Source organism: Actinomadura montaniterrae, from assembly GCF_008923365.1.
In the GTDB taxonomy this organism is placed as follows: Bacteria; Actinomycetota; Actinomycetes; order Streptosporangiales; family Streptosporangiaceae; genus Spirillospora; species Spirillospora montaniterrae.
The window spans coordinates 1-24595 of the sequence record NZ_WBMR01000143.1 but is presented as its reverse complement, the minus strand read 5'-3'; the positions used below and the strand labels follow the sequence as shown (position 1 = coordinate 24595).

22 protein-coding genes and 2 riboswitches are annotated in these 24595 nt (G+C 73.0%); of the genes, 7 read left to right on the top strand and 15 right to left on the bottom strand.

All coding sequences use genetic code 11. The annotated features are described in order from the left end of the window. From F9B16_RS53020 to ctaE, 8 genes are all read right to left on the bottom strand, one after another. Window positions 1-228, bottom strand: a 228-nt coding sequence (locus F9B16_RS53020) for a hypothetical protein (RefSeq protein ID WP_225992209.1), incomplete at its 3' end; no start/stop codon positions are given. 319 nt (window positions 229-547) lie between these two features. Then, window positions 548-2089: a penicillin-binding transpeptidase domain-containing protein gene (locus F9B16_RS34620; RefSeq protein WP_192809137.1), complete on the bottom strand. Its 1542-nt coding sequence runs from the start codon at window positions 2087-2089 to the stop codon at window positions 548-550. Window positions 2090-2657: 568 nt separating this feature from the next. Beyond that, window positions 2658-3467, bottom strand: a complete 810-nt coding sequence (locus F9B16_RS34615; protein WP_151544433.1) for a hypothetical protein — start codon at window positions 3465-3467, stop codon at window positions 2658-2660. Window positions 3468-3573: 106 nt separating this feature from the next. Further along, entirely contained in the window at window positions 3574-4701 is a 1128-nt protein-coding gene (locus F9B16_RS34610; protein WP_151544432.1) for a glycosyltransferase family 4 protein, read from the bottom strand. A gap of 129 nt (window positions 4702-4830) precedes the next feature. After that, window positions 4831-6471 (bottom strand): cytochrome bc1 complex cytochrome b subunit, encoded by a 1641-nt coding sequence (gene qcrB / locus F9B16_RS34605; RefSeq protein WP_151544431.1) that lies wholly within the window; start codon window positions 6469-6471, stop codon window positions 4831-4833. Further along, window positions 6468-7583 carry a cytochrome bc1 complex Rieske iron-sulfur subunit gene (gene qcrA, locus F9B16_RS34600; RefSeq protein WP_151544430.1) on the bottom strand — a complete coding sequence of 372 codons (1116 nt, stop codon included), beginning with the start codon at window positions 7581-7583 and terminating at the stop codon, window positions 6468-6470. The genes qcrB and qcrA overlap by 4 nt, the downstream gene beginning before the upstream one ends. Further along, window positions 7580-8491, bottom strand: a complete 912-nt coding sequence (qcrC, locus tag F9B16_RS34595) for a cytochrome bc1 complex diheme cytochrome c subunit (protein ID WP_151544429.1) — start codon at window positions 8489-8491, stop codon at window positions 7580-7582. The genes qcrA and qcrC overlap by 4 nt, the downstream gene beginning before the upstream one ends. A gap of 42 nt (window positions 8492-8533) precedes the next feature. Beyond that, window positions 8534-9190 carry an aa3-type cytochrome oxidase subunit III gene (gene ctaE / locus F9B16_RS34590; RefSeq protein WP_194737671.1) on the bottom strand — a complete coding sequence of 219 codons (657 nt, stop codon included), beginning with the start codon at window positions 9188-9190 and terminating at the stop codon, window positions 8534-8536. Window positions 9191-9380: 190 nt separating this feature from the next. Here ctaE and F9B16_RS34585 point away from each other — a divergent pair, with 190 nt between their 5' ends. After that, window positions 9381-9806, top strand: a complete 426-nt coding sequence (locus F9B16_RS34585; protein ID WP_151544428.1) for a response regulator transcription factor — start codon at window positions 9381-9383, stop codon at window positions 9804-9806. Between the two features lie 104 nt (window positions 9807-9910). Continuing rightward, window positions 9911-10957: an anthranilate phosphoribosyltransferase gene (gene trpD, locus F9B16_RS34580; RefSeq protein ID WP_151544427.1), complete on the top strand. Its 1047-nt coding sequence runs from the start codon at window positions 9911-9913 to the stop codon at window positions 10955-10957. Between the two features lie 34 nt (window positions 10958-10991). On the opposite strand, the gene F9B16_RS34575 is transcribed toward trpD, so the two are convergent. From F9B16_RS34575 to F9B16_RS34560, 4 genes are read right to left on the bottom strand one after another with little or no spacing between them, the layout of a single operon-like run. Continuing rightward, window positions 10992-11801 (bottom strand): ABC transporter permease, encoded by an 810-nt coding sequence (locus F9B16_RS34575; protein WP_151544426.1) that lies wholly within the window; start codon window positions 11799-11801, stop codon window positions 10992-10994. After that, on the bottom strand, window positions 11801-12742 hold the full coding sequence (locus F9B16_RS34570) for an ABC transporter permease (RefSeq protein ID WP_225992207.1): 942 nt from the start codon (window positions 12740-12742) through the stop codon (window positions 11801-11803). Before F9B16_RS34570 ends, F9B16_RS34575 begins: the two co-directional genes overlap by 1 nt. Continuing rightward, window positions 12721-13929, bottom strand: a complete 1209-nt coding sequence (locus F9B16_RS34565; RefSeq protein WP_225992206.1) for an ABC transporter substrate-binding protein — start codon at window positions 13927-13929, stop codon at window positions 12721-12723. Before F9B16_RS34565 ends, F9B16_RS34570 begins: the two co-directional genes overlap by 22 nt. A gap of 13 nt (window positions 13930-13942) precedes the next feature. Beyond that, on the bottom strand, window positions 13943-14998 hold the full coding sequence (locus tag F9B16_RS34560) for an ABC transporter ATP-binding protein (RefSeq protein ID WP_151544425.1): 1056 nt from the start codon (window positions 14996-14998) through the stop codon (window positions 13943-13945). Between the two features lie 80 nt (window positions 14999-15078). Between F9B16_RS34560 and F9B16_RS34555 the strand changes: the two genes are divergently transcribed. Together F9B16_RS34555 and F9B16_RS34550 are read left to right on the top strand one after the other, a co-directional pair. After that, window positions 15079-15804, top strand: coding sequence for a FadR/GntR family transcriptional regulator (locus F9B16_RS34555; RefSeq protein ID WP_151544424.1), 726 nt, complete (start codon window positions 15079-15081; stop codon window positions 15802-15804). Between the two features lie 17 nt (window positions 15805-15821). Beyond that, window positions 15822-16514, top strand: a complete 693-nt coding sequence (locus tag F9B16_RS34550) for a cache domain-containing protein (RefSeq protein ID WP_151544423.1) — start codon at window positions 15822-15824, stop codon at window positions 16512-16514. 31 nt (window positions 16515-16545) lie between these two features. Here F9B16_RS34550 and F9B16_RS34545 read toward each other — a convergent pair whose 3' ends face one another. The 3 genes from F9B16_RS34545 to F9B16_RS34535 form a co-directional block, all read right to left on the bottom strand. Continuing rightward, window positions 16546-16833 (bottom strand): Lrp/AsnC family transcriptional regulator, encoded by a 288-nt coding sequence (locus F9B16_RS34545; RefSeq protein WP_151544422.1) that lies wholly within the window; start codon window positions 16831-16833, stop codon window positions 16546-16548. A 38-nt stretch (window positions 16834-16871) separates the two neighbouring features. Further along, window positions 16872-17621, bottom strand: a complete 750-nt coding sequence (locus F9B16_RS34540) for a rhomboid family intramembrane serine protease (RefSeq protein ID WP_151544421.1) — start codon at window positions 17619-17621, stop codon at window positions 16872-16874. A gap of 64 nt (window positions 17622-17685) precedes the next feature. Continuing rightward, window positions 17686-19476: a DEDD exonuclease domain-containing protein gene (locus tag F9B16_RS34535; RefSeq protein WP_151544420.1), complete on the bottom strand. Its 1791-nt coding sequence runs from the start codon at window positions 19474-19476 to the stop codon at window positions 17686-17688. Window positions 19477-19739: 263 nt separating this feature from the next. Here F9B16_RS34535 and F9B16_RS34530 point away from each other — a divergent pair, with 263 nt between their 5' ends. The 3 genes from F9B16_RS34530 (at window position 19740) to F9B16_RS34520 (ending at window position 24372) form a co-directional block, all read left to right on the top strand. Further along, window positions 19740-21050, top strand: coding sequence for an NYN domain-containing protein (locus F9B16_RS34530; RefSeq protein ID WP_225992205.1), 1311 nt, complete (start codon window positions 19740-19742; stop codon window positions 21048-21050). Between the two features lie 293 nt (window positions 21051-21343). Beyond that, entirely contained in the window at window positions 21344-22285 is a 942-nt protein-coding gene (locus F9B16_RS34525) for a C40 family peptidase (RefSeq protein WP_225992204.1), read from the top strand. A 502-nt stretch (window positions 22286-22787) separates the two neighbouring features. Further along, window positions 22788-22988, top strand: a riboswitch (cyclic di-AMP (ydaO/yuaA leader). A gap of 209 nt (window positions 22989-23197) precedes the next feature. After that, a riboswitch (cyclic di-AMP (ydaO/yuaA leader) is annotated at window positions 23198-23356 on the top strand. A gap of 11 nt (window positions 23357-23367) precedes the next feature. Next, a complete protein-coding gene (locus F9B16_RS34520; RefSeq protein ID WP_225992203.1) occupies window positions 23368-24372 on the top strand; it encodes a CHAP domain-containing protein in 1005 nt (334 codons plus the stop codon). Window positions 24373-24595 lie beyond the last annotated feature (223 nt).

Sequence of the window (24595 nt, the reverse complement as noted above, 5' to 3'; positions counted from 1 at the left end):
CTTCTCGCGCCGCCGGACGTCGCGGCGCGTGGGTTCGCGCCGGCGCCGCCGGCCCCGCTCGTCCCAGCCGGGCTGCTCCGACCACCAGGACCCCTCGGGCCACTGCGGTTCGTCCGGCCGGCGGCCGGGTGCGGGCCGGGCCCCCGGCGAGGAACGCTGGGGTGCCCGCGCCCACGGTGAAGCATGCGTGTTGATCCGGGACGCATGCCCGTCGTCACGTCGCGCCATGCCCTCTCCTGTGGAGGAGGCGGAGCGCAGGCGAGCGCCGGGGTCGGCTCGGTGCCGTCCGGGCGCGCGGCCCGGCGGCGGTCCTGCTGAGACATCGGGAACGCGGTGTGCGGGAGCCCGCTCGCTCCCACCGCGTCTCCGTACGGGATTCCTAATGGATCCCGCCGATCACCACCGGAGCATACGCCCCATTGGCCCCTCAGATGAGAGATGGTGACAAAAAACGGTTCAAGCCGCGTGCGCGGCCGTTCCGCTCATCGTGGGAGTACGGGCGCGGGGCGTCCCGCGTTCAGCCGTTCGGGAACCATTTCGCGGCCGGTCAGCGCAGGAACGCGGCGGCGAGCGGCGCGGCCGTCTTCGGGCCCGACCCGCCGTCCTGGACGAACACCGAGAACGCCAGGTCGCCGCGGTATCCGATGAACCAGGCGTGCGAGGAGCCGTCGTCGGAGAACTCGGCGGTCCCCGTCTTGCCCGCCGTGCCGGACGGCAGGCCGGCGCCCGCGGCGGTCCCGCCGGTGACGACCGCCCGCATCATCGACCGCAGCGCGGCGGCCCCGGGGATCGGGTGCGGGTCAGGCGTGTCGCCGCCGCTCTCGCGGACCAGCTTCGCCGGCACCAGCCGCGGGGGCCGCCACGACCCGTCCGCCACGGCCGCCGCGACGCTCGCCATCAGCAGCGGGGTCGCCTGGACACGGCCCTGCCCGATGCCCGCCTCCGCCAGTTCCGCGCCGCTCCGCGGGTCGGGGAAGCCGCCTTCCATCATCCGCACGCCCGGGTAGAACCTCGTGTCGAACCCGAACCTGCGGGCGCTCGCGGCGAGCTTGCCCGCGCCCAGGCCCTCGACCGCCAGGCGCGCGAACGTGGTGTTGCAGGACGCGGCGAACGCGCCGCTCAGCGTCGTGCGCCCCAGCTCGTGGCCCTCGTCGTTGCGGATCGTCCGCTGCGCGGTGACGACGGACGCGGGGCAGTCGGCGGGCGTGCCCGGCCCGGCCCCGTCCGCGACCAGCGCGCCCGCCGTGACCACCTTGAACGTCGAGCCGGGCGGGTAGAGGCCGGTGAACGCGCCGAGCCCGCCGAGGGCGTCCGCGACGGCCAGGACCTCGCCGGTGGACGGCCGCAGCGCGACGATCGACGCGGCTTGGGGCACGGAGCGGACGGCCTTCTCCGCCGCCGTCTGCAGGCGCCGGTCCAGGGTCGTGCGGATCTTCCGGCCGGGCTTGCCGCCCAGCACCTTCACCCGCTGCGGCGGGCCGTCGCCGTCGCGCATCTCGATGACCCACCTGGCCTCGTCGTAGCCCTCCGGCGTCATGGTGTCGACGAGTTCCGCCAGGTAGGGCGCGAGGAGCCCGGTGTCGGGCAGCGCCTTGCCGTCGCGGGCCACCAGCGTGACGGCGGGCAGCCGCACCTGGCCGAGCGACCACGTCCCCCGGCCCTTCAGCCCGGGATAGAGGGTCGCGGGCGTCCACAGCACCCGCCAGCGGCCGTCGACGCGGCCGAGGCGCAGCACCGCGCGGAACGACCAGTCGCCGTGCCCGACCAGCGACCGGGTGACGGTGAAGTCGGCCTGCGCCGCGTCAGGGCCGGTCCGCACCACCGGACGCGGCTCGATGATGATCGAGGAGACCGTCAGCCCGCGCGACAGCGCCCGGTACTGCTGGACGAAGTCGCCGGGCGGGTCGGCGCACAGGTCCCGCATGTCGTCCAGCGCCCCGCGCCGCCAGGCGGCGAAGAAGTCCGCCGCGACCTTCTCCGGCGTCCCCGGGCCGCGCCCGCCGCGCAGCTGCCGGGCCGCGACCAGCCCGCCGGCCAGGGCCACCGCCACCAGCACGGCGAGCACGAAGACGCCGCCCCGCGACCGCATCCGCGCTCCCCTCCCCCGGCCCCCTGAATGGAGATCATCCCAGCGGCCACCGGAAATGGACATGGCACCGAACGACCGTTTTGAGGCCGGACCTGGCCGATGAATTAGTGATGAGTAATCCGCCCCTTAAGTCCGGTTTAACGGGGGTGCCGGCGGGCGGGGCGCGGCCTAGCGTCGGGGACGTCGATGACCGAGCTCGCACAGCGGCAGGAGGTTCCGCGATGGCCCAGCGCCGCATCGGGACCGTTCCCGGCCGCGTCCGGATGGCCCACCACTCCCGGGCGGCCGGTCACCGAACCGGGGCCGTGCCCCCGGAACCCGTCCACGCGGCACCGATCCGGCACCGCCGGACGGCCCTTCGCGGCGCGCCCGTCTCCAGGTCCTCCCCCACCGGGCGCAGGGCCGGCCGGCGCAGGATCGCACCCACCTCGGCAGGGGCGTGCGCGTGGGAACGGTCTCCGGAGCCCGGGCACGGCCCCCCTCGATCCGCCGGTCCCGGGACGGGTCCCGCCTACGGCGCGGGGGCGGGGCGCGTCCCGGGACCGCGCGGCTAGCGCGTCCGGCGGGGCTAGCGCGTCCAGGGGAGGCGGACGGCCTCCAGCCCGGGGTCGTCCAGTAGCGCCTGGACGAGCGATGTCGGCCCGACGACCTTCGTCCCCCACAGGTCCCAGTCGCAGTACACGACCCAGGAGCGGTCCTCCGCCCACAGGTCGGACGGGCAGCTCGCCATCGCCGGATGGTCGTACAGCCCGGCCGCGTCGCCCAGCCGGCCCGCCAGGACCGTCTCGTCGTCCCAGTCCGCGGTGACGAGCGGGCAGTAGTACGCGAGGCAGCGGGTGGCGGCGCCGTCCAGGCTGTGCCGCAGCAGCACCCCGATCAGCCGGTGCCAGCTCTCCCGGTCCAGGCAGCCCTCCGCGGGCGGCCGGATGGCCGCCGACCAGCTCCCCGCCGGATGCCCCTGCCGCAGGCAGCGGTTGCCGGGCAGCTCCCCATCCGGCACCGCCGGCTCACCGAACCCGCGCGCCAGCTCCCGCCAGCGCAGCCGCCGCCAGCCCGCGCCGGGGTCGCCGCTGCGGCCGAGCTCGGTGCCGGTGACGATCGCGCCCTCCAGCAGGTCGCCCACGTCGCCCGGCGCCTCCCCGGCCGGGTCGGGCGGCTCGACCAGCCCCGCCCCGAGCACCGACTGGTGGACGTCGTCGTGCGTCGTGGTGACCAGTCCCTCCTCCCACGCGTACATCGCGTGCAGGAGCCACGCGGAGTCGGGATTGCGGGGCGGCTCGAAACCCGAGTAGCAGTGGTCGGGATCCAGATCGTGCAGCCACCGCGCGGTCTCGCCGGGAACCCTGGCCCACGCGCCCTCGATGTCCGCGTTCTCCATACTGGGCATCCTGTCACCCGGCACGGGCCCGGCGATACGCGGCGGTCGTCTGCTTTCGGCCGCGCACCGGGTCAGGGCCCGTGACCGCGGCGCCACATCCGCCGGATCAGCCGTGCAGCAGGGCGTCCAGGCGGGCCGCCTGCACCTCCCAGCGCCACTCCCGCTCCACCCACGCGCGGCCCGCACGGCCCATCGCCCGGGCGCGGTCCGGGTCGGCGAGGAGGCCGGCGACCGCGTCGGCGACGCGCGGCACCGACCGTCCGGGCACCACCACGCCCGTCTCGCCGTCGAGGACGGCGTCGGGCGCGCCGCCGGAGTCGCCCGCGACGACCGGCAGGCCCGTCGCCGACGCCTCCAGGTAGACGATGCCGAGCCCCTCGACGTCCAGCCCGCGGCGGCGCGTCCGGCACGGCATCGCGAAGACGTCCCCGGCGTCGTAGTGGGCGGGCAGCTCCTCCCACGGCACGCTGCCGGTGAACACGACCGACCCGGCCACGCCCTCGGACGCCGCGAGCCGCTCCAGGTCCGCGCGGTACGGGCCGCCGCCGACGAGCAGGAGCGCCGCGTCCGGGACCCTCGCCAGCACCCGCGGCCACGCCCGGATCAGGGCGTCCTGCCCCTTGCGCGGGACGAGCCGCGACACGCACACCGCGACGGGACGGTCCGCCAGACCGTGCCGCGCCCTGATCGCGTCGCCGCCCGCGCCCGCGCGGAACAGCGTCTCGTCCACGCCCGGCGCGAGCCGCGCCATCCGCGCGGCACCGACCGGGGACAGCGCGCGCGCCATCCGAGACCGGGTGTACTCGCCGAGGTAGGTGAGGGCGTCCACGTCGTCGCCGATGCGGCGCAGCAGCGACCGCGCGACCGGCAGCGCCGCCCAGCCCGCCTCATGCCCGTGCGTGATCCCGACGATCCGCCCCGCCCCGCGCCGCCGCAGCGCGGGCGCCAGCAGCCCCAGCGGCGCCGCCGCGCCGAACACCACCGAGTCGCAGCGCTCCGCGCGCAGCAGCGCGGACGCGCGGCGCAGCACGCCCGGCTCCGGCAGCATCAGCGACCCGGGATGCCGGACGACGTCGAACGGCTGCACCGCGTCGAACGCCGCCGCGCCCTTCCACGCCGGCGCGTACACCACCACCGAGCCGGGCGGGCGCCGGACCGCGAGGCCGTGCACGAACGCCTGGATCCCGCCGGGGCGGGGCGGGAAGTCGTTGGTCACCACCAGGGTCTTGGTCATCGTCGGCCAGGATACGGACCGCCGCCCGCCTCCGAGCAGGCGGAACGCCGTCCCGCCGGCTACGGGCGGGCAAAGCGGAAGGGCCCGGCACCGTCGTCCGGTGCCGGGCCCCTCGAACGGGCTCCGCGATCAGTGGCTGATCTCGTGCGACTGCTTGCCGCCCTCGATCTCCGCGTGCTCGCCGTGCTCGTGCTCGTGCTCCTCGACGGGGATGTCGTCGAAGGTCCAGGCCCGGTTCAGCCGCGACCGCAGGTGCCCGAGCGGGCCCTTCGCGGCCGGGATGCCGTTGGCGTCGCGCTGCGGCGCCTCCGGACGGGTGTTCTCCTTCGACAGCAGGACCGCCTTCTGCTCCTCGCGCGCCGGCTCGTGCCGCTCGGAGAACCGCCCCTCCGGCGACATGAGGATGACGCCCGACTCGACGCCGTGCCCGACGACGTCCGCGTCCTTGCGCTGCAGCCCCAGGCAGATCCGCTTGGTGATGATGAACGCCAGGAACGGCCCGACGAAGATCGTCACCCGGAAGAACCAGGTCGTGGCGTACAGCGAGAGGTCGAACTTGTCGGCGAGGACGTCGTTCGCGCCGGCCAGCCACAGCAGCCCGTAGAAGGTCACCGCCGCGATGCCGGTGGCGGTGCGGATCGGGGCGTTGCGCGGCCGGGTGTTGACGTGGTGGTGCCGCTTGTCGCCGGTCACCCACTGCTCCACGAACGGCCAGGCCATCGCGCCGCCGAAGACGATGCCGAGCGGGATCGTCGCCGGTATCAGCACGTTGAAGCTGACCGTGTGGCCCCAGGCACTGACCTCCCAGTTCGGCATGATCCGCAGCGCGCCCTCCAGGACGCCCATGTACCAGTCCGGCTGGGAGCCCGCGGAGATCGCGCCCGGGTCGTACGGGCCGAACAGCCAGATCGGGTTGATCTGCGCGAACGCGCCGAGCAGCGCGATGACGCCGAAGGTGAACAGGAAGTAGGCGCCCGTCTTGGCCATGAACACCGGGTAGAACGGGTAGCCGTACACCTGCTGCTCGGTCTGGTTCTTCACCGGCATCGCGGTGTGCTTCTGCACCCACATGATCATCATGTGCGCGGTCACCAGGCCGAGGATCAGGCCGGGGATCAGCAGGATGTGCAGCATGTACAGCCGCGGCACGATGTCCTGGCCGGGGAACTCCCCGCCGAACAGGAACATGTAGCCGTAGGTGCCGACCAGCGGGATCGCCTCGAGCACGCCCTGGGTGATGCGCAGGCCCGTGCCGGACAGCAGGTCGTCCGGCAGCGAGTACCCGAACAGGCCCTCCAGCATGCCGAGGACGAACATGCTGATGCCGATGAGGTAGTTCAGCTCGCGCGGCTTGCGGTAGGCGCCGGTGAAGAACACCCGCAGCATGTGCGCCAGGATCGACGCCATGAACAGGATCGCCGCCCAGTGGTGGATCTGCCGCATGAGCAGGCCACCGCGCACGTCGAAGCTGATGTGCAGCGTCGAGGCGTACGCCTCCGACATCTGCACGCCCTTCAGGTGCGTGTACGAGCCGTTGTAGATGACCTCGTTCATGCTGGGCTTGAACCAGAGCGTCAGGAACGTCCCGGTCAGCAGCAGGATGATGAACGAGTACAGGGCGATCTCGCCCAGCATGAACGACCAGTGGTCCGGAAAGACCTTCTTCATGTTCCGCTTGAAGAAGGTGGTGGAACCGAGCCGGTCGTCGATGAAGTTCAGCGGCCCCTCGACCGCCTTCGGAGCGGTAGCCCCGGCTGTCGCCTCGCTCATCCGCGCTCCCAGAAGCTCGGGCCGATCGGCTCGTGGTAGTCGCTCGTCGCGACGATGTAGCCGTCCTCGACCGCCAGCGGCAGCTGCGGAAGCGGACGGGCCGCCGGGCCGAACACGACCTTCGCGGCGTCGGTCGCGTCGAACGTCGACTGGTGGCACGGGCACAGGATGTGGTGCGTGGTCTGCTCGTACAGCGCGGCCGGGCAGCCGACGTGCGTGCAGACCTTCGAGTACGCCACGATCCCGTTGATGTGCCAGTTCTCGCGGCCCTTGGCCGGCTTGAACTCGTCCTCGGGGACGTTGATCAGGATGGTGACGGCCTTCGCGGTCTGCGTCAGCACCTGGTCCTCGGGGACGTCCTCCTCGATGCCCTCGGGCAGGACGGTGATCATCCCGCCGGGCGAGGAGAAGTCGCTGACCCGCAGCGGCTTGTCGGTGCCGTCCACGACGAGGCGGACGCCCTTCTTGCCCTGCGCCTGGGCCTTCTTGACCGCGTCGCCCCAGATGGTCGTGCGCAGCTTCTTCTCCGGCAGCGGGCCGAGGTCGCGCAGCAGCACCAGCGGCGCGAGGCCGAGCGGCGCCGCGGCCAGCAGCAGCGTGCGGCGCAGCAGCGGGCGCTTGGTCAGGCCGCTGTCGGACGCCCCCTCGAGGAAGTCCTTGGTGAAGGCCGCGCGGGTCTCCTCGTCGGCCTGCAGGCTGTGCCGCTCCTGGACGATCGGCTTGCTCGTCATGAGCCGGCGCACCCAGATGGTGACGCCCGCGGCCAGCGCCAGGAACGACAGCGCCATCAGGCCGCCGAGCCAGAAGTTGGACTCCCGGGCCCGGGTCACGCCGTGCATGCCGCCGTTGCGGCCGCTCCAGCCGATGTAGTACGCGATGAACGCCACGCTGGCGGCGAACGCCACCAGGAAGAACGTCGCGACGACGCGCTCGGCGCGCTTGGCCGACGCCTCGTCCAGTTCCTCGCCGACGCCCGCGGGCGCCGAGATGTCGTCCTGCGCGAGCAGGGTCCTGTCCCTCGCCGGAGACGGCGTGCCGATCACGCGCCCGCGCGCGCCGCCGCCCTCGCCGGGCTCCGTCGAGCCGGCGGTGTCCTTGTTCTCGTCGCTCATGACTTCTTCAGCTTCTTCGGCTTCTTCGCGGTGATCCACATCGCCGCCATCACCAGCAGGCCGAGCCCGACCAGCCAGCCGACGAGGCCCTCCGACACCGGGCCGATGCGGCCGAGGCCGTTACCGCCGGGGTTCGGCTGCTCGCGGGTCTGCACCAGGTAGGAGATGATCGCCTGCTTGTCCTGCGGGGTGAGCGTGGTGTCGTTGAACACCGGCATCGCCTGCGGGCCGGTCAGCATGGCCTCGTACATCTGGGTGGGCGTGACGTCGCTGTTGGACAGCGGCGGGGCGTACTTGCCGCCGGTCAGCGCGCCGCCCTGCCCGGTGAAGTTGTGGCACTGGGCGCAGTTGGTGCGGAACAGCTTGCCGCCGAGCGCCACGTCGCCCTTGGTCGGGTCGGTCGCCGACGCGGGCGGGACGGCCGGGCCGCCGCCGAGCGAGGAGATGTAGGCGCGCAGGTCGGCGAGGTTCTTCTCGGCCTGGGCCTTCTGCTGCTCGGCCGCCTTGCGCTTGGCCTCGTCCTCGTAGTCGGTCTTGATCTCGGTGTTGAAGGCGGGGATCGGCGTCTTGCGCGGGAACTGCGCACCAGGGCTCATCGCGGGCATGCGGCCCGTGCTGACCTGGAAGTCGACGCTCGCCGCCCCGACGCCGAGCAGGCTCGGTGCGATCGCTTTGCCCTTGGCGTCCTTGGTGCCCTCGGCGTTCAGGCCGTGGCAGCTGGCGCAGTTCTTGTCGAACAGCTGCTGGCCGTTCTTCAGGTCCTGCGCCGCCTGGGCCGTGCTCTCCGCCTCGGCGCGTCCAGTCTGCGGCGAGAAACCGGCGTAGATGACGCCGATCGCCGCCAGGGCCGCCAGCACGACGGCGTAGCCCGCCCAGGGGCGCCGTCGCCATGCGGTGATCCTTCTCACGGAAATCCCCGTTCGGGTCATGTCGTCTGGGTGGTCAGCGGGTCAGTGGTCGAGCAGGTAGACGACCGAGAACAGGCCGATCCACACCACGTCGACGAAGTGCCAGTAATAGGACACGACGATCGCGCTCGTCGCCTGCTCGTGCGTCCATCGCTTCGCGGCGAACGTCCGGCCGAGGACGAACAGGAACGCGACCAGGCCGCCGATGACGTGCAGCCCGTGGAAGCCGGTGGCCAGGTAGAACACCGAGCCGTAGGCCGACGAGGAGAACGTGAGGCCGTCCTTGGTGACCAGGCTGTAGTACTCGAACGCCTGGCCCGCCACGAAGTAGAGGCCCATCAGGAAGGACAGGACGTACCACTCGCGCAGGCCCCAGCGGGCGACGTTCAGCAGGCCGCCGTCGCGGCCGACCTTGCCGGCCTCGGCCTTGAACACGCCCCATTGGCAGGTCACCGACGACAGCACCAGCACGGTCGTGTTGGCCGTCGACAGCGGCAGGTTCAGCGGTGCGCCCGGCCAGGCGTCGTGCCCGGACTGGCCGATCGTCACAGAGCGGATCGTGAAGAACATCGCGAACAGCGCCGCGAAGAACATCAGCTCGGACGACAGCCAAACGATCGTCCCCACGCTGACCAGATTGGGACGGTTCGCCCGTGCGTGAGGTGTTGTCTCTATCGCGGATGCTGTCACGGGCAGCATTATTGCGCCCCTATCCCGTGAGTGACGCATGACCCCCCTCCTAGAGTTCCCGGACGTGTCCGCCGGCCTCGGGAACGGTCCCGCGGGGCCCGGCGATCTTTGCCCGCACCTGGCCTTCCGGTGGCCGCGACGCGGGGAAACATGACCTGGATCTCGTGCGCGCGGGGACGAACCGGTAGCCTTCCGTGTCATGAGCACCACCGCCCCGGAGAGCCCGATGAAGGTTCTCGTCTACAGCGACGACGCGAACACCCGCGCACAGATCCGGATGGCGATCGGGCGACGCCCCGCCGCCGACCTCCCGCAGGTGGAGTTCGTCGAGCGCGCGACCCAGCCGGCCGTGGTGGCGCGGCTCGACGAGGGCGGCATCGACGTCCTGGTCGTGGACGGCGAGGCGCAGCCCGCGGGCGGTCTCGGCGTCTGCCGGCAGGCCAAGGACGAGGTGTACGACTGCCCGCCGGTGCTGGCGATCATCGGGCGGCGCGACGACGGCTGGCTGGCGACCTGGTCGCGCGCCGACGCCGTGGTGAGCCTCCCGCTGGACCCGATGGCGCTGGCGAAGGAGCTCGCCGGCCTCATGCGCTGGCGTCTCGAGAACCGCCTTCCGGCCCTGTAAAGACCGTTTCGCCGGGGAGGCTCTGGGCGCCGCCCCGGTCCGCACCCCGGCCGGGCCGGGACGAGCCCGGCGCGCTCCCCGGGCACCGCACCCCTGGGGGAGAGATGGACGCCCGCACGACCTGGCCCGCACTGCTCAACGCCCTGCTCGACGGCGACTCGCTGACCAGCGAGGAGACCGCCTGGGCGATGAACACGATCATGGCCGGGGAGGCCACCGACGCGCAGATCGCCGGGTTCGCGGTCGCGATGCGCGCCAAGGGCGAGACCGTCGCCGAGGTGTCCGGCCTCGCCGACGGCATGATGGACAACGCCACCCCGGTGGACGTGCCGGGCCGCATCGCGGACCTGGTCGGCACCGGCGGCGACCGCGCCCACACGGTGAACATCTCCACGATGGCGGCGGTGGTGGCGGCCGCGGCGGGCGTCCGGGTCGTCAAGCACGGCAACCGGGCCGCGTCGTCGTCCTGCGGCGCCGCGGACCTGCTGGAGCACCTCGGCGTCGCGATCGACCTGTCCCCGGAGGCGACGGCGGCGGTCGTCGCGGAGACCGGCATCACCTTCTGCTTCGCGCCGCGCTTCCACCCGGCGCTGCGGTACGCCTCGCGCACCCGCAGCGAACTGGGCACGCCGACGGTGTTCAACTTCCTCGGCCCGCTGACGAACCCGGCGCGGCCGGGCGCGCAGGCGGTCGGGGTGTTCCATCCGCGGATGGCGGGCGTCATCGCGGGCGTGTTCGCCGCCCGGGGCTGCTCGTCGCTGGTGTTCCGCGGCGACGACGGCCTGGACGAGCTGACCACCACGGGCACCTCGACGGTGTGGGTGGTGCGCGACGGGACGGCGACGCAGACGACGTTCGACCCGTCCGCGCTCGGCATCCCCCCGGCGCGCCCGGAGGACCTGCGCGGCGCCGACGCGTCCTTCAACGCCCGGGTGGCGCGGGAGACGTTCGCCGGGCGGGAGGGGGCCGTCCGCGACATGGTCCTGCTGAACGCGGCGGCGCTGATCACCGCCTACGAGGGCGCCCCGACCGCCGACGAGCTCACCGCGACCCTCGGCGCCGCCCGCGACCGCGCCGCCGAGGCCGTCGACTCCGGCGCCGCCGCCACCCTCCTCGACCGCTGGATCGAGGTCTCCCAAGCCCACCGCTAGGCCGAAGGCCCTGGGGCCCGGAGGCCCCGGGAGCCTACGCGACGCCGCGGGCGCCGCTGGAGAGGCGCTGGGCGATGTAGATCGGGATGATCGACAGGACGATCAGGGCGGCGGCCAGGACGTTGACGACCGGGGCCTGGTTGGGCCGGAACAGGTTGTCGAAGATCCAGATGGGCAGGGTCTGGGAGCCGGGCCCGGCGGTGAACGTGGTCACGATGATCTCGTCGAAGGACAGCGCGAAGGACAGCAGCCCGCCGGCGAGCAGCGCCGAGCGCAGGTTCGGCAGCGTGACGTACCAGAACATCTGGAAGGTGTCGGCGCCGAGGTCGGCGGACGCCTCCTCCAGGCTGGTGCCGGTGCGGCGCAGCCGGGCCAGCACATTGTTGTAGATGGTGACGACGCAGAACGTCGCGTGCCCGACGATCACGGTGAACAGGCCGAGGCCGATGCCGAGCGGCTCCAGGACGACCTGGAAGGCGTTGCTGAGGGCGATGCCGGTGACGATGCCGGGCAGCGCGATCGGCAGCACCACGACCAGCGAGACGGTCTCGCGGCCGAAGAAGCGGTACCGGGCGACGGCGAACGCGGCCATGGTGCCGAGGACCATCGCGGCGGCGGTGGCGCCGACGCCCGCCTTGACGCTCGTCCAGACGGCCTGGCGGGCGCCCGGGTTGTCGAGGGCGTGCGCCCACCAGCGTCCGGTGAGGTCGGTCGGGGGCCAGCCGAACGTCTTGTCGGCGTTCACGGAGTTGACCAGCACGACGAGCAGCGGCACGTAGACGACCGCGAGCCCGAGGATCATCACGATGCGCAGCACCGTCCGGGCGGCGGGCGAGAGGGTCATCACAGCTCCCTGAGGGCGCCGGTGCGGCGGGCCGCGGCGAGGTAGACGAGCATGACCACGACGGGGATCGTGGCGACGGCCGCGGCGAACGGCAGGTTGTTGGCGGCGCCGATGTTGTCGTAGACGACGTTGCCGAGCAGCTGGCTCCGGCCGCCGACGATCTTGACGGTGATGTAGTCGCCGAGCGACAGCGAGAACGTGAAGATCGACCCGGCGACCAGGGACGGGAACACCATCGGCAGCATCACCGAGCGGAACGTGCGCCACGGGCGGGCGCCGAGGTCGCCGGAGGCGTCCAGCAGCGAGTCCGGCAGCCGCTCCAGGCCGGTGTAGACGGGCAGGATCATGTAGGGCAGCCACAGGTAGGCCAGCACGATGATCGTGGCGGTGAGGCCGTATCCGGGCCCGGACAGCCCGAAGGGCTTCAGCGCCTCGTCGACCAGCCCGCCGTTCGACAGCATCACCCGCCACGCGTACGCCTTGACGAGGTAGGCCGCCCACAGCGGCGCCAGGATCGCGATGACGAGGTACGGCCGGTACCGGGGCTTGGCCACCTTCGCCATGTACAGCGCCATCGGGAACCCGATGGCGGTGTCGATGACGGTGACGGCCGCCGCGACGCCGAGGCTGCGCAGCGCGATCGTCCGGTAGACGGGCTCGTTCCACAGGTCCTGGAAGTTGGCGAGGGTGAACTGCCGGACGACCGCGCCGGTGAAGGTGTCGGTCGACCAGAACGCGGTGACGAAGATCGCGGCGAGCGCGCCGAGGTAGGCGACCACCAGCCAGGCCAGCGGCGCCGACAGCAGCAGGGACAGCCGCAGCGCCGGCCGGCGGTGCAGCAGCGCCGCCGCCCGGCGCCGGGGACCCGGCGCCGGGCGGGCGGATGCCTCACCGGCGGTGGACGCCGCCGGGGACGCGGTCATCCCTTGATCGCCGTCCATGCCTGCGTCCACTTGGCGTAGTCGACGCACTTGACGTCCTTGCGGCCGTCCAGGCACTGGGCGATCGGCGTCGTCCAGAAGTGCACCTTGGAGAAGTAGCTCTCGTCGGTGGCGTGGAAGGTGTCGCAGAACTTCTTGTCCGAGGTCTCCTGGCACGCCTTGGCGTTCGCGGGCGCCTCACCGAACCACTCGGCGACCTGCGCGTTCGCCTTCGGGGACACGATGTAGTTCATCCACTGGTAGGCGCAGTTCGGGTGCTTGGCCTTCGCCGCGACCATCCAGGTGTCCGACCAGCCGGTCGAGCCCTCCTTCGGCACGATCGCCTTCACCGGCGCCTTGGCGGCCTCCACGTAGTTCGTGATGACCTGCCAGGTCGTGCCGAGGACCGTGTCGCCGCTCTTGAACGACTGGACGGCCTTGGTGTAGTCGGACCAGTACTCGCCGATGATGCCCCGCTGCTGCTTCAGCAGCGCGACGGACGCGTCGAACTGCTTCTGGTCGAGCGCGTACGGGTCCTTGATGCCGAGCTCAGGGCGGGCCGACATCAGGTAGAGCGCCGCGTCCGCGATGTAGATCGGCGAGTCGTAGGCGGTGACCTTCCCCTTGTACGGGGAGTTCGTGTCGAACACGGCACCCCACGAGTCGGGCGCCTGCTTCACCTTGTCGGTCCGCCACATCAGCAGGTTGGCGCCGCGGCCGTGCGGGATGCCGTAGGGCACGCCGTTCACCGAGTTCCACGGCTTGTTCTTCAGGCCGGCGAAGATGTCGGCGTAGTTCGGGACGAGCGCGGTGTTGACGGGCGCGACGCTACCGGACGCGATGAGCCGCAGCGACGCGTCGCCGGACGCCGACACCGTGTCGTACTGGCCGGTCTTCATCAGCGCGACCATCTCGTCCGACGTCCCGGCGATCTTGGTGTTGACCTTGCAGCCGGTCTGCTTCTCGAACGGGTGGACCCAGTCGACCGTCTTCTCGTTGGAGCCGTCCTCGGCGTACCCGGCCCAGGCGACCAGGTTGACCTGGCCCTCGCCCTTGCCGAGCGACTTCTGCATCGGGACCTTCGGCACCGTGAAGCCGCCCTGCCCGGCTCCGGTCGCCTTGTCTCCCGAGTCGCCGCCGCAGCCGGCGGCGGCCAGTCCGATCGCCAGCGCCGCCGCGGCGGCGAGCGCCATGCGCGTGGACCACATGAGGAACTCCTCTTTAGTTGGGGGTTTTCGCGGGGGTATCAGTGCTCGGTGCGGCGGCGACCCGGAACTCGTGCGCCGCGTCCCAGCCGACCCGGACGCGGGCGCCGCGATGGCGGGTCGCCTCGGCCGGGGACGCGGCGAGGTTCTGGCGGAGCGCGACGACCCGGTCCCCCGAGTCCAGGTCGACCACGTACCTCGTGACGGCGCCCGCGTAGACGACCTCGGCGACGGTGCCCTCGGCGTGCCGGTCCCCCGCCGGCCCGCCCGCCTCGCCGCCCGCTTCCCCGGTGTCGTCGCCGAGGATCCGCACGTGCAGCTTCTCGGGCCGGACGCAGACGTCCCCGATCCGGTTGGTCGTGCCGACGAAACCGGCCACGAACTCGGTCGCCGGATGCTCGTACACCTCGGCGGGCGTGCCGACCTGCTGGACGCGGCCGCCGTCCAGGACCGCGATGCGGTCGCTGAGGGTCAGCGCCTCCTCCTGGTCGTGCGTGACGAACACGAACGTGATCCCTGCGCGCCGCTGGATCGTCTTCAGCTCGACCTGCATCTCCTCGCGCAGTTTCAGGTCGAGGGCGCCGAGCGGCTCGTCCAGCAGCAGCACCTTCGGCTCGTTGACCAGCGCGCGCGCGAGCGCGACCCGCTGCCGCTGCCCGCCCGACAGCTCACCGGGACGGCGCGCTTCGAACCCGTCGAGCCGGACGCTGCGCAGCGCCTCCAGCGCCCGCTCGCGGCGCTTCGCCTTCGGCACCCGCCGCACCTTCAGCCCGTACTCGACGTTGCGGAGCACGTCCAGGTGCGGGAACAGCGCGTAGTCCTGGAAGACGGTGTTGACGTCGCGGTCGAACGGGGCGAGGCCCGTGACGTCGCGGCCGGCCAGCTCGACCGTCCCGGACGTCGGGCGCTCGAAGCCCGCGATGAGCCGCAGCACCGTGGTCTTGCCGGACCCGGACGGACCGAGCATCGAGAAGAACTCGCCGTCCCCGATGTCGAGGTCGACGCCCGCCACCGCCTCGACGGCGCCGAAGGTCTTGCGCAGATCGCGGATCCTCACCGCTGAAGCCGGCATGACCGAAAACATATGGAGTCATAGGTTTTAGTTCAAGTGACGATCCGGTATCACTGAGTCAGCGCGGGGAGAGGGGGCCCATGGACGGTGCGGACGGTGCGCGCCTCGTCGTGTTCGCCCCCGTCGACAACACCGCGCGGGTCGCCGCCGTCGTGCGGCGGATCGGCGACGCCATCGCGCTCGGCCTCCTCGACGACGGGGAGCAGCTGCCCAGCGAGACCGAGCTCGCCGGACATCTCGGCATTTCGACCGTCACTCTACGCGAAGCGCTCATGGCCTTGCGTCAGCAGGGTCTCATCGAGACCCGGCGCGGCCGGGGCGGCGGCAGCTTCGTGCGCGCCCCCGCCCGCCCGTTCGACCTCGACGAGCGGCTCCGCCCGCTGTCCGCCGAGGAACTGCGCGACCTCGGCGACCACTACGCCGCCATCGCCGGCGCCGCCGCCCGGCTCGCCGCCCGCCGCTCGCTGCCCGGCGACGTCGACCGGCTGCGCCGCTCCCTCACCGAGATGACCCGCCCGGACGCCGCGCCCCGGATGTGCCGGCTGGACGGCCGGCTGCACCTGGAGATCGCCGCCGCGTCCCAGTCCGTCCGGCTCACCCGCGAGGAGATCCGGCTGCAGGCCGACATCGGGCCGCTGATCTGGGCCGTCCACGACGAGCCGGGCGCGCGCCGGGCCGTGCACGCCCAGCACGCCCGGATCGTCGACGCGATCGAGCGGGGCGAGGAGGACCGGGCCCGCGATGTCGCTGAAAGTCACGTCGCGAATGCGGTAGAACGTCTGATTGACCGACGGCTCGCCCTCTGACCCGAGGTGGACCCCCCATGCCTCCCGAGCCACCGTCCGCCGGCACCGCGGCGGCGCGCGTGCACGCGACCCTCGACGCCGTGTTCGGCACGGTCGCCGAGGTCCGCGACGCCTCGGCGCGGCTGCTGCGGGCGGTGCGCGGCGCCGGGCGCGCGCCCGTCCGCGCCGACCTCGCCGACCTGCGCCCGCTGCTCCTCCCCCGGCTCGGCCCGCTGGTGTGCGGGCTCGGCTTCATCGCCGCGCCCGGCCTGCTCGCCGACGCCGCCTGGTACCTGGAGTGGTGGCAGGCCGGCCCCGCCGGCCCGTCCCAGCTGCTGCGCGACCTGAACCCGGAGAGCAGCGCCCTGTACGACTACACCGCCTGGGACTGGTTCACCGGCCCGCAGGCGGGCGCCGAGAAGACCGTCTGCGGCCCCTACGTCGACTACCTGTGCAGCGACGAGTACGTCCTCACGCTGTCCGCGCCGGTGCGCGTCGGCGGGGAGTTCGCCGGCGTCGCCGCCGCGGACGTGTTCGCCCGCACCTTCGAGCACGAGATCGTCCCGGTGCTGCGCGAGATCCCCGCGCCCGCCTTCGTGGTGAACGCCCCCGGCCGCGTCATGGCGTCCAACACCGCCACGTGGCCCCCGGGCGCCGTCTACCGGGACCGCCCCGGCCACACCGCCCACCCCTGCGGCGACCTCTCCCTAAGCCTCATCACCGCCGCGTAGGCCGGCCACGCAGGACCTGAACCGCCGCTGATCAGTCCGCGTCAGGGAGGCCGAGGGCGAAGGCGGCGTCGAGGTCGTGCTTGGAGTAGGTGCGGAACGCGATGTGGGTCTCGGTGCCGACGACGCCGGGGACCTTGTTCACCCGCCCGGGGATCACGTCGTTGAGCTCGTCGTGGCGGCGGACGCGGACCATCGCCATCAGGTCGTGCTCGCCGGTGACCGAGTAGACCTCGCTGACCCCGTCCAGCGCGGCGATCGTCTCGGCCACCTCGTGGATGCGCGCGACGTCGGCCTTGACGAACACGATCGCTGTGACCACTGGGCCCCTCCCCTGGGTTCGGACGTCCCCGACTCTACTCAGGTCCGGCTGAGGGCCGCGATGCGGCGGGTGCGGCCCGCGCGGCGGGCCAGCAGCGCGAACACCACGCCGGCGGAGAAGCCGTAGATGTGCGCGGTGTAGGCGACGCTGCTCTCCTCGTCGCCGAGCGACAGCCACTGGATGATGAACCAGTAGCCGAGCACCACCCAGACGGGCAGCCGCAGCACGATGATCGGCGGGACGTAGCTGACGACCCGGCCGCGCGGGTTGAGGATCACGTAGGCGCCCATCACCCCGGCGATCGCGCCGGACGCGCCGATGAGCGGGACGGTGGAGCCGGGCGAGGTCCAGGCGAAGCCGTACACGGCGATGAGCCCGAACGCGAGGTAGCTGAGCAGGAACCGCCATCGTCCGAGGCGGTCCTCGACGCCCATGCCGACGACGAACAGGAAGACCAGGTTGCCGAGCAGGTGCATCGCGCCGGAGTGCAGGAACATCGAGGTGAACGCGGACGTCCAGGGCGCCTTGTGGTACTCGGCGGGGCCGCACTGGCTGGTGATGTCGGTCGGCAGCGGCTGCTGGTCGCCGGTGGTGAGCTCCTTGGGGACGGCGCCGTACTCGTAGGTGAACTCGGCGGCCTTGCACTCGCGGACGGAGCCCTTGCCGTACCAGGTGGCGAAGTTCGACATCGGCGTCATCAGGAACACCACGACGTTCACCGCGATCAGCAGGTACGTCATCCAGGGGACGCGACGCGCGGGCTGGCTGTCGTAGAGAGGCAGGGCCATGCGGGGTCGTCGTCCTCTCCTGGCGCGGGGTGTCCACCGTCACCTTAGTGGGCGGCCCGCCCGTTCACCGCCTGCCCTGGCGGGCTTCGGGGTCGTGGTTCGTGTAGGCGTTGTCGATCCAGCTCCGCAGGCCCTCGGCGCCGTGCGCGGGGCACGTCCAGGTGCCGTCGAGCTCGACGAGCCGGACGCCCGGCAGGTCGAGCCAGCGCAGCACGCACTCCATCTCCTCGGCGGTGGCGCCGGACGACGGCGGCGCGCCGAGCGCCACGCCGCCGGGGGCGCCGCCGGACGGCGGGAAGACCGTCTCGGCGGTGGCGATGAGGGCGTCGACGTAGGGGCGGGGGTGGGCGCGCGGCGGGACCGTTCCCGCCGCGGCGAGCCGGCCGTACCGGACGACGGACAGCTCCCAGCCGCCGTCGAAGCCGGGCCGCGCGGCGACGAGTTCGGGGAGCCGGGCGAGCGCGGCGAGGCGCTGGCCGCGGGCGGCGGCGCGGACGAACGCGGCGAGCCGGTCGCGCTGCGCGGCGGCCTCCTCGTAGCGCAGCTCGGACGCGAGCCGGTCGATGCGGACCTGAGCGGCGGCGACGACGGGCCGCACGTCACCCTCCATGATCGCGCGGGCGGTCTCGGTGTGCACGGCGTAGGCGTCGGGTGACTCGCGGCCGTCGCAGGGCGCGCCGCAGCGGCCGAGGTCGGCGAGCGCGCAGGTGCGGGCGCGGCCGCGCTCGACGAGCCGGACGGTGAGCCGCTGGGTGCACTGGCGCAGCGGGACGGCCTCGTGCAGTGCGGCGCGGGCCTCCTCGGCCTGCCGCCGCGACGAGATGGGGCCGAGGTAGCGGGCGCCGTCGTCGCGGCACTCCCGGACGATCGACAGCCGCGGGAACGGCTCGGCGGTCAGCTTCAGCCAGATGGCCCGCTCGGGGAACTTGGAGCGGCGGTTGTAGCGGGGCTTGTGCTCGGCGATGAGGCGCAGCTCGCGGACCTCGGCCTCCAGCCCGGTGGCGCAGACGATGGTCCGGACGCGTTCGGCGAGGCCGACCATCTCGCGGACGCGCCAGCGGGTCTCCGAGCCGGTGAAGTAGCTGCGCACGCGGGACCGCAGGTCGCCGCTCTTGCCGACGTAGAGGATCTCGCCGTCGGCGTCCTCGAACAGGTAGACGCCCGGGGCGCTCGGCACGTCGTCGGCGAGGTGGCGCTTGCGGCGCTGCTCGGGGGTGGGCGCCTTGGCGAAGCCGCGCAGCTCCTCCAGGGAGGTGACGCCGAACGAGCCGAGCCGCTCGATGAGGCCGTGCAGGACCTCGACGGTGGCGCGGGCGTCGGCGAGGGCGCGGTGCGTCGGCTCGGTGCGGGTGCGGAAGAACCGGGCGAGGGTGCCGAGCTTGCAGTTGGGGACCTCGTCCTTGCCGAGGACGCGGCGGGCGAGGTCGACGGTGTCGACGACGGGGAACGCGGGCCAGGCGTACCCCTGGGCGGCGCAGGCGGCCTTGAGGAAGCCGATGTCGAACGGCGCGTTGTGCGCGACGAGCACGCAGCCGCGGGCGAACTCCAGGAACGCGGGGAGCACGGAGTCCATCCGGGGGGCGGCGGTGACCATCGCGGTGGTGATGCCGGTCAGCGCGGTGATGAACGGCGGGATCGGGCCGCCGGGGTCGACCAGGGTGCCGAGCTCGCCGAGCTCCACGCCGCCGCGCACCTTGACCGCGCCGATCTCGGTGATGGCCGAGTCGGCCGCGGATCCGCCCGTGGTCTCCAGGTCGACCACCACGAAGGTGACCTCCGCCAGGGGGGTGCCGAGGTCGTCCAGGGTGCCCTGAACCGCCCGGATCTGCCCTTGGACCTCGTGCGCAGCCGTCATGCCGGCGACCGTAGAGGACGCCACCGACAGAAGTCCGGGCCGCTAGGGTTGGGGGCGCGCCGGCACGTCCCGCCGGGCGGGGGCCGCGGGGGACGGCTCGGGGGAGCCTGCACTCCCACGAGCGGGCGCGTTCCGTCCGATCCCACGTTCGCGCTGGTTAGGGTGCGTGGTGCTCGGGAAGAGACAGCGCACCGGCGGCGCAGCCCGGAAGGAGCGGGATCATCGACAGCGGCCCCGAAGCGAGCCCCGGCGGCCCGGAGCCCGTGCGGCGACTGGCAGGGCCGCTGCCGGAGGCCGTCCGGCTGAGCGTGGTGGAGGCCGCCGCCGAGCTGATCGGCGCGCTGCCGCCGGACGAGGTGCCGGTGCCGCTGCGCCGGTTCGCCCGGTTCGAGCGGCGCAAGCGGGCGAAGCTGGCCGGTCAGCACATCGCGGCGGTGCTGGAGAAGGACGCGGAGTTCCGGGGCCGGGTGGCGGAGCCGCTGCGGGAGGCGCAGCCGGACCTGGTCGAGGCGGTCGAGAGCGGGGACGTGCCGCCGGCGGCGGACCCGGTGCGGGTGGCGGTGGTGGCCTACCTGCTGCGTCCGGACGGCTGGACGGAGCTGGTCGAGGCGGCGCGCGCGGAGCTGGAGCGGTCGGCGACGGCGTCGGAGGAGGAGGCCGCCGAGCGGCGCGTCGCGGCGCTGAAGGAGGAGCTGGCGGCGGCGCGGGCGGCGCGGGCGTCGGAGGTCGACAAGCTGCGCGCGGAGCTGCGCGACACCAAGGCGGAGGTCGCCGAGCTGCGCCGCAAGCTGCACGACGCGCGGACGCGGTACCGGGCGGCGCAGGAGCGCGCGGAGACGCTCGCGGCGGACACGGACCGGGAGCTGGCGGCGGCGCGGGAGTCGTCGGCGGCGGCCGACAAGGAGCTGCGCAGGCTGCGGTCGCGGGCGGCGCAGGCGGAGGCGGCGGCGGAGGCGGCCAAGCGGGCGGCGCGCGAGGGCCGCAACGTCGACGACATGCGGCTGCGGCTGCTGCTGGACGCGCTGGTGGACGCGGCGCAGGGGGTGCGGCGGGAGCTGGCGCTGCCGTCGACGATCGCGCGGCCGGCGGACGCGGTGGGCGCGCTGGAGCCGGACCGGCTGGCGCACCGGGCGCTGCCGGGGCGGGCGCTGTCGGACAGCGATCCCCAGCTGCTGGACCGGCTGCTGACGCTGCCGCAGGTGCATCTGGTGGTGGACGGCTACAACGTGACGAAGACGGGCTACGGGGAGCTGCCGCTGTCGGACCAGCGGACGCGGCTGCTGTCCGGGCTCGGCGGGCTCGCGGCGCAGACGCGCGCCGAGGTGACGTGCGTGTTCGACGGCGCGGAGCTGGACGCGCCGGTGGCGATCTCCGCGCCGCGCGGGGTGCGGGTGCTGTTCAGCCGGCCGGGGCAGACGGCCGACGAGCTGATCGGCGAGCTGGTGCGGGCGGAGCCGGACGGCCGGGCGGTGGTGGTGGTGTCCTCCGACCGGGAGGTGGCGGACGCGGCGCGGCGCGCGAACGCGCGGCCCTGCCCGTCGACGCTGCTGCTGCGGCGGCTGGGCCGGTCCTGACCTCGCCAGACTCCGACATTTCGTGAGATTCTCCGCGTTCTACCGCCTTGATCATGCGCTCCGTGATCTTGCCATCACGGAATGTGCGCAAATCGGGTTGAAGTCAATCAGATAGTGACGAATTAGTTGTGACGGTTGTGGCCCATCGCTAATGTCGTCCGCTGACGTAGTGGACGAGAGGGGCGAATCGGACCGTGACCAACGATCTCATCGGGGAACCAGCGCGCTCGCGCGACCGGAGAGCCGGCTCGACGGGGATAGGGGTCACCCGCCGCCTGGCGGTCGCCGCATGCTTGACGGCGACCGCGACCTTCGCGCTTCCGCCCGTGGTGGCGAACGCCAAGCCGAAGCCCACGCACGCGCAGGCGCAGAAGAAGCTCGACCAGCTCAACGAGCTGATGGACAAGAAGGTCGAGCAGTACAACCAGAACACCGAGAAGCTGAAGGTCGCCCAGAAGAAGCTGGCCGCCGCCAAGAAGGCGTCGGCGGAGGAGCAGGCCTCCTTCGACAAGCAGCGCTCGGCGATCGCGCAGATGGCCGCGGACGCCTACAAGAACGGCGACTCCACGGACGTCACCGGGTTCGTCGGCAGCGGCGACCCGCAGGCCGTCCTGGACCAGGCCGCGGTCTTCACGCAGCTCTCCGAGCAGCGCAGCTCCCAGCTGACCCAGTTCCTGGCGACGGCGCAGCGGCTGCGCCGCGAGCAGGCCCAGGCGCAGAGCGCCTACAACGACGTCAAGACCAAGCACGACGAGCTCGCCAAGGCCAAGAAGGACCTCGACAAGAAGGTCAGGGAGGCCAAGAAGCTCGTCCAGCAGACCGGCGGCACCTCCAGCGGCGGTTCGAGCGGCGGCATCGGCGGCACCTACAACGGCCCGGCCAGCGGCTCGGCCAAGAAGGCGCTCGACTTCGCCTACGCGCAGCTCGGCAAGCCGTACTCCTACGGCGCGACCGGCCCGGGCTCCTACGACTGCTCCGGCCTGACGATGCGCGCCTGGGAGGCGGCGGGCGTCAACATCACCCGCACCACCAACTCGCAGTGGGCGGCCGTCAAGCACGTGTCGCAGAGCGACCTGCAGCCCGGTGACCTGGTGTTCTTCAGCGGGCTCTCGCACGTCGGCATGTACGTCGGCGGCGGGAAGTTCATCCACGCCCCGCACACCGGCGACGTGGTGAAGATCAGCTCGCTCTCGGGCTACTACACCTCGAACTTCTACGGCGCGGGGCGTCCCTGACGATCATGTGAACGGCCCCCCGCGCGGGGCCGTTCGCACCCCGCGGCGACAACGGACCAGGGCTGACCTGGTCCGTTGTTGATTTTGGGGGGGTTTGCCTTCTGTTGGGGCTTTGGTACCTTGTCACCACCCAGGCGCCCTCCAGGCGCACTGGTCACGCGGCGCCCTCCAGACGCCGCGGCCCCCCGCGGCGCACTCCGGTGGCCGCGGACCGGGCGGCGCGCCCCACGCGTCGTCCCCCAGGGCGGCACGATCCACGCGTCGCCCCGCGGCACCGGGAGAGCGTGCCGCACCGGTCTCCTCCGAGACCCGGCCGGCCCGGCCCACCGTGCGCACGCCGACAGCGTGCATGGCGCTGAGAGCGCGCCACGCTGGTCCACACAGGGCTCCGGCCCCGGGCGGTCCCCCGGACAAGGGGCCGCCGCCATCACAACATCAGCGCCGCTCTTTCGCACGCGGGACACAGGGTCCCGCGCACGGGCCCCATGAAGCCCTCAGGATCGCAGCGGCAGCGCCGAATCCGCGCCGCCCGGCGCGGAACCGGGGACCCACCTTCACCGGAGTCCGGAGCAATTCCGGACGGACATTCCGGTACCGGGGTGAATCGGCGCGTCTCTTCCGGCACGACCGGTGAGAGCCGCCGTAGGGCCACTTCCACGCCCGAACCCGACAGCTAACCCGGTAGGCGTCTGGAAGAAGGAGTGAACACTGTCCACCTACCCTCAGCAGAACGCCCCGCCGCGGCCGGATGACGGGCCCGAACGGGCCTCCTAGCCGAACGGCACCAATCTCTCGGGCGCGGCCGTCCGCTGAGCGCACGGCCGCGCCCGCCCCTTTCTTCACCTCTCCGCGGGCGCCGCAGCGGCGCCCCCTCGCGAGAGGACCCCAACCGAACCGGCGTGCCCGCCCCCGGGCGCGCCACCGCCGAGTCCGTGCCGTGCCCGCGAGGCCGGTGACGGAGCCGGGGACCCACCCATGTCCCGTCGGGGTGAATCGGCCTGCCCGCAGGCCGTAGGGCGGCTTCCACGCCCGAACCCGTCAGCTAACCCGGTAGGCGGAATGGAAGCCAAGGAGATCCCCCCGTGGCAGGCAAGCACCGCAAGGCAAGCCCCTCCAGCGACCCGACTCCCATCACACCCGTCCGCAGGGCCCCCGCGCACCGGGCGGCCCACGCGAAGAAGGCCGGCCCAGCGACCGGCGCGCCCCCGGCGCCCCGGGTGATCACCGCCCAGGTCCTGACCGAGGCCCCCGGCGCGAAGGCGGCGCCGGACGCCGCCGAGGCCGTCTCCGCGGCCCCCGCGGGAGGCCGGCACCGCAAGAGCGGACGCACCGTCGCCTGGCGCACCACCGGCGGCGTGCTCGTCGGCGCCGCCGTCCTCGGCACCGCCGTGGCGACCGCGCAGGCGTCGGTCCTGCCGTTCGGCGGCCCCGAGCCTGCCAAGCCCGCCGCCGCGGCCGACCTGGCCATCGCCCGCGCGCCGCAGCAGCAGGCGTCCCGGGACCGGGCGCCGGCCGTGAGCGTCCCCCGCCAGGCCGCGAAGGGCGCGCCGAAGAGCGCGCCGAAGGCCGCCGCTCCGAAGGAACGTTCCAAGAAGTCCCGTCCCACCGCCGAGGCCGCCATCGAGCTCGCCCGCTCCCAGGTCGGCGCGAGCCCCGACGGCAACGGCGACACCAAGTTCGGCGACTGGTACGAGGGCACCGAGCGCGCCAAGGAGACCGTCGCCCGCGACGGCGGGTCCGTCCAGGAGTACAGCGACGCCGAATGGTGCGACATGTTCATCTCCTGGGTCGGCGACAAGCTCGGCTTCACCGACCAGATCGGCAGCGACGCCTGGACCGTCGCGCACGCCCAGTGGTTCCAGGACAACGGCCGCTGGGGCGACGCCCCGAAGCCCGGCGCGATCGTCTTCTTCTCCTGGAGCGGCGGCAAGTCCAACGACGACATCCAGCACGTCGGCATGGTCATCAAGGACGAGGGCGACGGCACGATCCAGACCGTCGAGGGCAACACCGGGAACTCCGTCCAGGTCAAGGAGCGTTCGACCGACAGCGTGGTCGGCTACGGCTACCCCGACTACGCCTCGTGACCCAGGACGGCGACACGGCGCCGATGGCACGGCGGCCACGGAAGGCTCAATAGGATCGCGCGCATGGAGGACGGCCCACCGCAGGACGGCCCCGCCGAGGACGAGGGACGAGACGCCCCCGGATCCCGGCGGGGCGGCGCCGTCCCTCCCCGCGGCCCGCTGGCGTGGCCCGCCGCCGTGACGCGGCGCAGGGCGCTCGCGCTGGGCGCGGGCGGCGCCGCGC

Coding starts and splice junctions, on each gene's coding strand:
- F9B16_RS34620 (WP_192809137.1), bottom strand. CDS start 2,089: ATGCGGTCGCGGGGCGGCGTCTTCGTGCTCGCCGTGCTGGTGGCGGTG.
- F9B16_RS34615 (WP_151544433.1), bottom strand. CDS start 3,467: ATGGAGAACGCGGACATCGAGGGCGCGTGGGCCAGGGTTCCCGGCGAG.
- F9B16_RS34610 (WP_151544432.1), bottom strand. CDS start 4,701: ATGACCAAGACCCTGGTGGTGACCAACGACTTCCCGCCCCGCCCCGGC.
- qcrB (WP_151544431.1), bottom strand. CDS start 6,471: ATGAGCGAGGCGACAGCCGGGGCTACCGCTCCGAAGGCGGTCGAGGGG.
- qcrA (WP_151544430.1), bottom strand. CDS start 7,583: ATGAGCGACGAGAACAAGGACACCGCCGGCTCGACGGAGCCCGGCGAG.
- ctaE (WP_194737671.1), bottom strand. CDS start 9,190: ATGCTGCCCGTGACAGCATCCGCGATAGAGACAACACCTCACGCACGG.
- F9B16_RS34585 (WP_151544428.1), top strand. CDS start 9,381: ATGAGCACCACCGCCCCGGAGAGCCCGATGAAGGTTCTCGTCTACAGC.
- trpD (WP_151544427.1), top strand. CDS start 9,911: ATGGACGCCCGCACGACCTGGCCCGCACTGCTCAACGCCCTGCTCGAC.
- F9B16_RS34575 (WP_151544426.1), bottom strand. CDS start 11,801: ATGACCCTCTCGCCCGCCGCCCGGACGGTGCTGCGCATCGTGATGATC.
- F9B16_RS34570 (WP_225992207.1), bottom strand. CDS start 12,742: ATGGACGGCGATCAAGGGATGACCGCGTCCCCGGCGGCGTCCACCGCC.
- F9B16_RS34565 (WP_225992206.1), bottom strand. CDS start 13,929: ATGTGGTCCACGCGCATGGCGCTCGCCGCCGCGGCGGCGCTGGCGATC.
- F9B16_RS34560 (WP_151544425.1), bottom strand. CDS start 14,998: ATGCCGGCTTCAGCGGTGAGGATCCGCGATCTGCGCAAGACCTTCGGC.
- F9B16_RS34555 (WP_151544424.1), top strand. CDS start 15,079: ATGGACGGTGCGGACGGTGCGCGCCTCGTCGTGTTCGCCCCCGTCGAC.
- F9B16_RS34550 (WP_151544423.1), top strand. CDS start 15,822: ATGCCTCCCGAGCCACCGTCCGCCGGCACCGCGGCGGCGCGCGTGCAC.
- F9B16_RS34540 (WP_151544421.1), bottom strand. CDS start 17,621: ATGGCCCTGCCTCTCTACGACAGCCAGCCCGCGCGTCGCGTCCCCTGG.
- F9B16_RS34535 (WP_151544420.1), bottom strand. CDS start 19,476: ATGACGGCTGCGCACGAGGTCCAAGGGCAGATCCGGGCGGTTCAGGGC.